This is a genomic window from Ruegeria sp. BE1, assembly GCF_056538885.1.
Window position 1 is genome coordinate 1 of the sequence record NZ_JBQFTY010000011.1, and the last position, 6,957, is coordinate 6,957.

A 6,957-nucleotide genomic window follows, 5' to 3' on the forward strand; every position below is an offset into this window, starting at 1 on the left:
AGATCGGGCGTGGCGCTGTCCACCGCCGCCTGAACCGGCGCGATCAGATCGGGCGCATGGGCGCGGAATGCGGCCACCATATCGGCGGCGCGGAACAGGAAGATGCCCGCATTCCATTTGAAAGTGCCAGCCGCGACCATTTCGGTCGCGCGGGCCAGATCGGGCTTTTCGACAAACTGTTTCAGCGCCACCGGCGCCCCGTCGCCCGCTGGCGCGGCCAGTTCCAGATAGCCATAGGCGGTCTCGGGGTGGGTAGGCGTGATGCCAAAGGTCACCATCTGGCCCTGCGCCACGGCGTCCAGCCCACGGGCCACGGCGGCCTGAAACGCCGCCACATCGGGCACCACGTGATCCGAGGGCGCCACAAGCAGCACCGCCTCCGGGTCCTGGGCCACGGCCTGTAGCGCGGCGGCCAGCACGGCGGGGGCGGTGTTGCGGCCCTCGGGCTCGATCATGATGGTGCCCGGCTCAATGCCCGCAGCCTGCAGCTGTTCGACCACGATAAAGCGGAAATCCGAGTTCGTCAGCACAACGGGGGCCGCAAAGCCAAGCGCCGCTGTGCGCCCTGACAACCGCCGCGCCGAGGCCTGAAACAGCGTTTCCTCGCCCACCAGCGGGACAAATTGCTTCGGATAGCTTTTGCGCGACAAAGGCCACAGGCGCGTGCCCGAGCCGCCACAGAGAAGGACGGGTGTGATCAACATGAATAAGCTCAAATTCCGATGGTCTGCTCAGTCGTCCTAGTCAACACAATACGCCATGACAAGACCAGCCGAAAATCCGACTAGGGTACTGCAGTCAGATACCGGGGGGGACCGCCGTCCAAACACACGCCGCTTAAGACGCCTGTCGCATAGGCACCGGTGTCGACAGAGATACGCCCCTGCCGGGCACCTGCAGTGGCCACGATTGTGTGCCCATGCACCACCCACAGCCCATCGCCGCGGGCCGTCGTCTGGAACGAGGGATGCCCCCAGAGCAGATGTTTGCGCAACTGCTCCTTTGGCGGTTTTTCCGGGTCTGCACCGGCATGAACGATCAAGACATTTCCGGTCAGGGCCCATGTCTTGAGCCCGGCGACCCATTGATACAGGTTGTCACCCATCGCCGCGTAGAGCTGATCGCGACACTCCGTCAGCTCATCACCGTTCATTTCTGTGCGGATGCCGCGCACCCCGAATGAGGCAAGGGTCTGTAACCCCCCATTGCGCAGCCAACGCGCGCCATAGGTTTTGGAATCTTTGAGGAATTGCAGCATCATGTCTTCGTGGTTGCCCATCAGGCATGTGAGGTCCGGACGAGCGCTGAGCAGGCGCAACACCTGCGCGCTGTGTTCGCCCCGGTCAACATAGTCGCCCACCAGCACAATCCGATGATCCTGCGGGACCTCCGCCAACAGTTTTTCAAGCTGCGCTATGCAACCATGCACATCCCCAATCACGCATATCGGCGCATTCGGATTGGGCGGCAAAAACCTGCCGCGCCGCCCAAAGCGTTTGAGTAGCGGTGTCAGCACGATGCGCCGGTCTCCTGCCTGTTTCGCGGGCCTTGGGTCATGCGACCGGCCCCTTGCATTCACAGGGTGATACCTGCGCCTCAGATCGTGGGCAAGCCCGGGCTCAGGCAGAACGGCAAGCAGGCACGCCCATGCGGATCAATTCGCTGCCTTTGACCTTGTGAACGCCGCGAATCCGGTTGCGCGCCTTGGTCATGAACCAGGATTTCAGCGGCTCGGGATAATAGGCGGCCATGACCTTGCTAAACCGGTCGAAATCCTCGGGCGACAGTTTGCGCCCGTTGCGGGACGGGCCATGAAAGCCAAAGATCGTATCGGAGTCCACGCAGGTGCCCGGAAGCCCCAGGAACATTGTGCAGGTTGAGTAGCAGATGCGTCCGCGTATTTCGACCTGAATGCCATTGCGCTGCAGGTTGTCCAGCTCGACCAGACGATCATGCAGGTATCCGCCGCGATCTGTTCCCACAACGTATAACTGCTGTGCCTCGGCGCGGCCGGGTATGTTCACAAGACCAAGAAACGCAATCGAAGACACCAAAACGGGCAAAAACCGGCGCGCTGCGTGCGCGGTTTCTGACCGTCCCCGCAGCGCGAATACAGGACGTCGGTCGATCAAGCGCAGCATGTTTCTATCTCCGGTTCCAGTGAGGGCCTGGAACCGGATTACTAAGCTGCGACGCCGTGCATATGCGCCACCTGTGGCAAAAAATGTCCTTAAATCAATGTTTTAAATTGATTTTAAGGGAAATTCTCTGCTTCTGAGCTGGAAAGGCCTCAGGGCGCGAGGCTCAATTGTCCAATCTCGTCAGCGTTTGGGATCAGCTGGATTTCATCCGACGCCTGGTGCGCCGCTGCATGCGCCACAGGTCACACCAATACGAGGGCTGCCAAGGCTTGGTCAAAGCGACCTGCCACCATGCGCGTTGCTCTTGAAACAGCTTGGCCTCATAGTCTTTTTTCGTATAGCGCTTGGGCAACGCGATATAGATATTCGACGAAAGACTTTGGTTTTCGGCCGCATCTTCGGAAAGGGACTTGCCGGAATTCACCGTCAACATGGCGGCAGTCTGCAAGGCCAGCAGCTGTTTCAGACCGAATTCATGTGTCGAAGGATGCACGTAATCGACGACAGACCCCGGTCCATTGCGGCCCATATCCGTCCAGTCGGCATCCATCGCGGCATTTGTGAACACAACCGTGCCCTGAAGGCTGTCCCAATCGCTATATGTGTTGCTCCAAACTGCTGGGCGAACGATATCGCGCAACATGTAGCCTTGCGCCAGAAACAGGATCGCCCAGAAGCTGGGCCAAGCAACCAGCAGGTCCTGAACCTCTTGTTTCGCCACTGGTACCGGTGTGAAAACGACAATATCCGCGATACTTGTAATGCAGCGGACGCTGTCTTCTGCCTGACTCAGGCTGGCTGCGGGCACCCCGCCTGTAACATGTACAATCCGCAGAACGCCATCTTTGGCAACTGGGATCTGGGACAGCGTTTTAAACGTCGTATGTCTTACATTCGACAGATCATGCGACCTGTAAGCCTCGCACCAACCCAAGTGATCCGGACCTTCCAGAACAATCACTTCACCGATCTGTGGCTTGCACGCTGAAACAACGTTTTCAACGGCCAAGCTTCTTGTTTCTTCATCAGTCATTCAGAATACACTCTGGCGGTATGTAAGGCCGGTCATAAAAACCTGCTGAGCTTTGCGGGCGTGCGGACGTATCAAAAGTGTTGCCCGGATATCTCTAGCCTCTGTTTCTCGGACATTGAATGGGCGATTTCCGTAAATGAGCTCCAATTGCTGCCAAGCAACAGCGGCGCGCGTGACAGCAGGATCACATCGGCAAGCGCGTATTTCAGCTGCATTTCCGATCGATCATAGACCGACCGTTTCAGGCTGGTGACACGATCGTGGTACTTTGCGGCAAACGCGTCATAGGATTCCGAGTTGTCGGACGCGAGGAAGATCGTCGAATACTCCCCCGATTCCAGCAGTTCATCCAGACGCTTGAAGAAAAAGCCATAGTGGGACCTGCTGCGGGCCCGTCTGGAAATCTCATCTTCTGTTTTGGACCAGCCGCCGGGTACATCACCATGCGGGTCTGTTCCGGCGCCACCATTCATGCGCACATGCACCGCTATATCGTTAGGGCTGCGGACCGAGTCGATCAGGTCCTGCACTTCAGCGCTGGGTTTGAGATCGCGCAGAAAGCTTTTTTCCAGCGGGCCGTAGGGCTTTCCGAAGGTGAACCGATAGGCCGATTGAATAACGATATCGCGCGAGGTGTGAACCAGGCTTTTGGATTCGAAGGAGTCCCGAAATGCCTTGTTCATCAAGTCCACATGCTGGGCATTTTCCGGTTCGTTGTCGCTGGTCTCTTCTACCGGGCCGTCATAGTCAAAAAGGGATGCAAAACGGCAATCGCAATGTTCGTCGCGCACCCATCTGATCACCAGCTCGCGGTCATGGACCTTTGCAAAAGCTGCGGCCGACGCGATGGCGCGCATGCGGTTGCCCAAACCATGCTGGGCGTCAACAATAAGCTTGGGCTTGCGGCCGAGGTCGCCGATAGCAGCGGCGGCAGGCTCACTTTGGTCCTGCGGCTCCGGCGTTTGGCTGCCAATGATGACCAGCGCATCTTTCAGCGAACGGGTCATCAGCGCGAAATCAACCGTTTCGGGTGACGTGGTGACAACAAACCCCGGAAAGATGTCCTGAATAGCGACATACGCCGCAAGGGCACGCTCGGACCGCGTTCCGATCAGATTGGTGTCCACGCCAAAGGGGTGTGTTCGCCGCAGCCTAACATTCCCGTCTGTGGCGCTCAGAACCTGAAAACCCGCCATCGGATAGCTGACACCCCATGGCGCACTGGACGCCGTGAATTCGCGGTTCAGAGCGATCCAGAACTGGGGATATGTCTGTATCTCATCCCAGCCCGTGACAGGCTTGCACCTGGGGCGGGCCACACGCCGAATGTCAGAGTGATCAATGTGGTTGATTGTGCTCGGGTCAACATCCACACGTTCAACCCCGGCTTCTTCGAGACGGGTATAGAGATCGTCGTCATCCCACCCATACGTGACGATCCGTTCATTGAAGCCATTGACACCCAGCAAGTCTGCGCGCCCGGTGACGAAAAACCCATTGACGTGGCTTTGTCCCGCAGAGGCGTTTCGCCAGTTCCCGGCCGTCAGCTTGCCGACGCCCATTGTGTTCTTTTCGAAAAACGCCGTGTCGAGAATGATGTCGCTGTCGACTTTTACAATCTTGTCCCGCGTGGTTGCCCGAAACCCCACATTGTAGGCATGAGACAAGATCCACGCCCCTTCGTCCTCGACGCGAACAATGCGCAGGCGCGGATCTTGAATGCCGGCCTGTTCAAGCGTGATCGCGACCGGTATCTCTGAACTCCAGTCCACGACGACAACTTCGTCGATTTCCGGGTGGGACAACCAGGTCGGCAGCGTGCGCGCCAAATGGTCGTTTCTGTTCATGCAGCACGACACAAGCGAAAACCCCGGCGCAACGTCGGTTTGCGGTTGGAATGCCTCTTTGGCATCTTCAACGTCAGGCAAACGGTCCCAGACATCCGGTGACTTCATAAGCGCCGAATACAGCGAAGCAACTGTCGCCGGGGATTTTGCGTTGCGCACGGACAATTGGGTACGAATATGGCTGTTCAGTATGTCGCGCGCCCGGGAGGTGTTAGTATCGTCATTGGACGCGATCGCCTCTTGCAAATTGGCGACTATATCTTTCGAAGATTGCATTTGTTTCCCAGCCCGAGACTTTTATTCGCAATGGCACTCGTTATTTGCGAAGTGCCGCACATTCTATTCGATCCTAGATTGTCTTAAAACAACACCGGCCCCGAGTAACTGTTTACTCGCCCATGTCAATTGTCAAATATGGCGCGCACTTGGGCTGACATCAGAATTTGCGCCGAGTAAGCGATCTTACGCCTGAAAAACCACAATACGCGCCGGGTTTTTGGCAGCCATCTTTGGTGTGCCTGACCCAAGTCGTCGACTTGGCAGCAGATCTCCACGTTCAACGCCAATATCCGGCCGATAGCCCGTTCCCCCTTGGCGACAGCAACCTGCCGGTGCTCCCGAGCGGCTGGGAGAAGACAAGCCTGCAAGGTCTCTGGTTTTCCGGTCAGGCTTTGAGTTATTTGATCAACAAAGATCCATTTGCTTGCAGCACTGATGCGCATTTGGAACAAATCCAAAGTTCAAAAGTGTCGAGCTTACTCAATTCCCTATACAGACCGAATTCTCGCACTAAGCTTTGGGGTCTGATTAAGAGTTAAGAAGTTACGCACATGTCCTTTTTACCAACCCCCCGCCAATACCTGATTTGGTCGGCGGCCGTTATCTTTCCGACCATAGTCATCGGCACATTGGCGTTTCTTGTCTCAAACGCAACAAACAGCGAGTTCGGACGGGTACTAGAGGAGGTCTTCTGGATTGACGGAGAGTCCAACGTGCCGACGTTCGTCAATTTCTCGTTTCTGATTTTGGCCAGTGCGTTCATGGCCCTGGCGTCTGTTCAAGCCTTTTCCACCAAAGATCAGTGGCGCTGGCATTGGCTGGGCCTTGCTGCGCTTTTTCTGTTCGCGGGGTTTGACGAGGCAGCGCAAGTCCACGAAGCCGTGGGCACCTACTTGACCAACGGCATTGAAGGAAGCGGCCTTTTTGCCTGGGAATGGGTCATCTACGGCTTTGCAGCCGTTGTCGTCCTTTTCTTACTCGGGTTTAGATTCCTGGTATCCGGCATGGACCCTGCACCGCGTCGGTATTTAATTGTCGGAGTTCTGTTCTATCTGGGTGGAGCCCTTGGACTTGAGATGATTCAAGCGTTTTTATGGTTCCATGACATGGAGAATGGCCGGTTCGTCCTGATCGCAGAAGAAGCCTTCGAAATGTTCGGAGCCGCGTTATTCGGAGCGACCGGGCTTAGGCAATTGACACTAAGAACTGATGGTGAAGGGGAAGGTTTCATCAAGCCGTAAATTTGTTCTTTTGACTCTGACCTATTGCCATGTTCGAGCTCTTCCACTGGGTTGTGTCCGGGTGCCCATGAGCGACCTGTTTCCACGTAGCTTATACGTCAGAGGAGGTTTGATTGTTAAGCGAACGGTCCGTTGGAGTGTTTTCGGATTGAACGGGCTGTTTGGGGTTTGGTTGCGGGGAGAGGATTTGAACCTCTGACCTTCAGGTTATGAGCCTGACGAGGTGAAGACGTTAAGCGATTGATCCAGTGGATCACTTGTAGTCTGAACGGGCTGTATTGGGATTTTCTGACGCTGGTTGCGGGAGTAGGATTTGAACCTACGACCTTCAGGTTATGAGCCTGACGAGGTTTGATCGTCGAGCAAACAGTCCAGTGGACTGTTTGTAGATCGAACGGGCTGTTTGGATTTTGGTT

Annotated in this window: 7 protein-coding genes; 1 reads left to right on the forward strand and 6 read right to left on the reverse strand. The window is 56.3% G+C overall.

Features of this window, described 5'->3' with window-relative positions; all coding sequences use genetic code 11:
• The 6 genes from ACR0J5_RS20490 to ACR0J5_RS20515 form a co-directional block, all read right to left on the reverse strand.
• Positions 1-704 (reverse strand): mannose-1-phosphate guanylyltransferase (locus ACR0J5_RS20490; RefSeq protein ID WP_480656728.1); only part of this gene is annotated, 704 nt, incomplete at its 3' end.
• Between the two features lie 80 nt (positions 705-784).
• Positions 785-1,516 carry a metallophosphoesterase family protein gene (locus ACR0J5_RS20495; protein ID WP_480656729.1) on the reverse strand — a complete coding sequence of 244 codons (732 nt, stop codon included), beginning with the start codon at positions 1,514-1,516 and terminating at the stop codon, positions 785-787.
• Positions 1,517-1,619: 103 nt separating this feature from the next.
• Positions 1,620-2,141 carry a hypothetical protein gene (locus tag ACR0J5_RS20500; protein WP_480656730.1) on the reverse strand — a complete coding sequence of 174 codons (522 nt, stop codon included), beginning with the start codon at positions 2,139-2,141 and terminating at the stop codon, positions 1,620-1,622.
• 193 nt (positions 2,142-2,334) lie between these two features.
• Complete coding sequence (locus tag ACR0J5_RS20505) at positions 2,335-2,862, reverse strand: hypothetical protein (RefSeq protein WP_480656731.1); 528 nt, start codon at positions 2,860-2,862, stop codon at positions 2,335-2,337.
• A gap of 383 nt (positions 2,863-3,245) precedes the next feature.
• On the reverse strand, positions 3,246-5,297 hold the full coding sequence (locus ACR0J5_RS20510) for a galactosyltransferase-related protein (RefSeq protein WP_480656732.1): 2,052 nt from the start codon (positions 5,295-5,297) through the stop codon (positions 3,246-3,248).
• Between the two features lie 125 nt (positions 5,298-5,422).
• Positions 5,423-5,743 (reverse strand): hypothetical protein, encoded by a 321-nt coding sequence (locus ACR0J5_RS20515; RefSeq protein ID WP_480656733.1) that lies wholly within the window; start codon positions 5,741-5,743, stop codon positions 5,423-5,425.
• Between the two features lie 108 nt (positions 5,744-5,851).
• On the opposite strand from ACR0J5_RS20515, the gene ACR0J5_RS20520 reads away from it, so the two are divergent.
• Entirely contained in the window at positions 5,852-6,541 is a 690-nt protein-coding gene (locus tag ACR0J5_RS20520; protein WP_480656734.1) for a hypothetical protein, read from the forward strand.
• Positions 6,542-6,957: the final 416 nt, after the last annotated feature.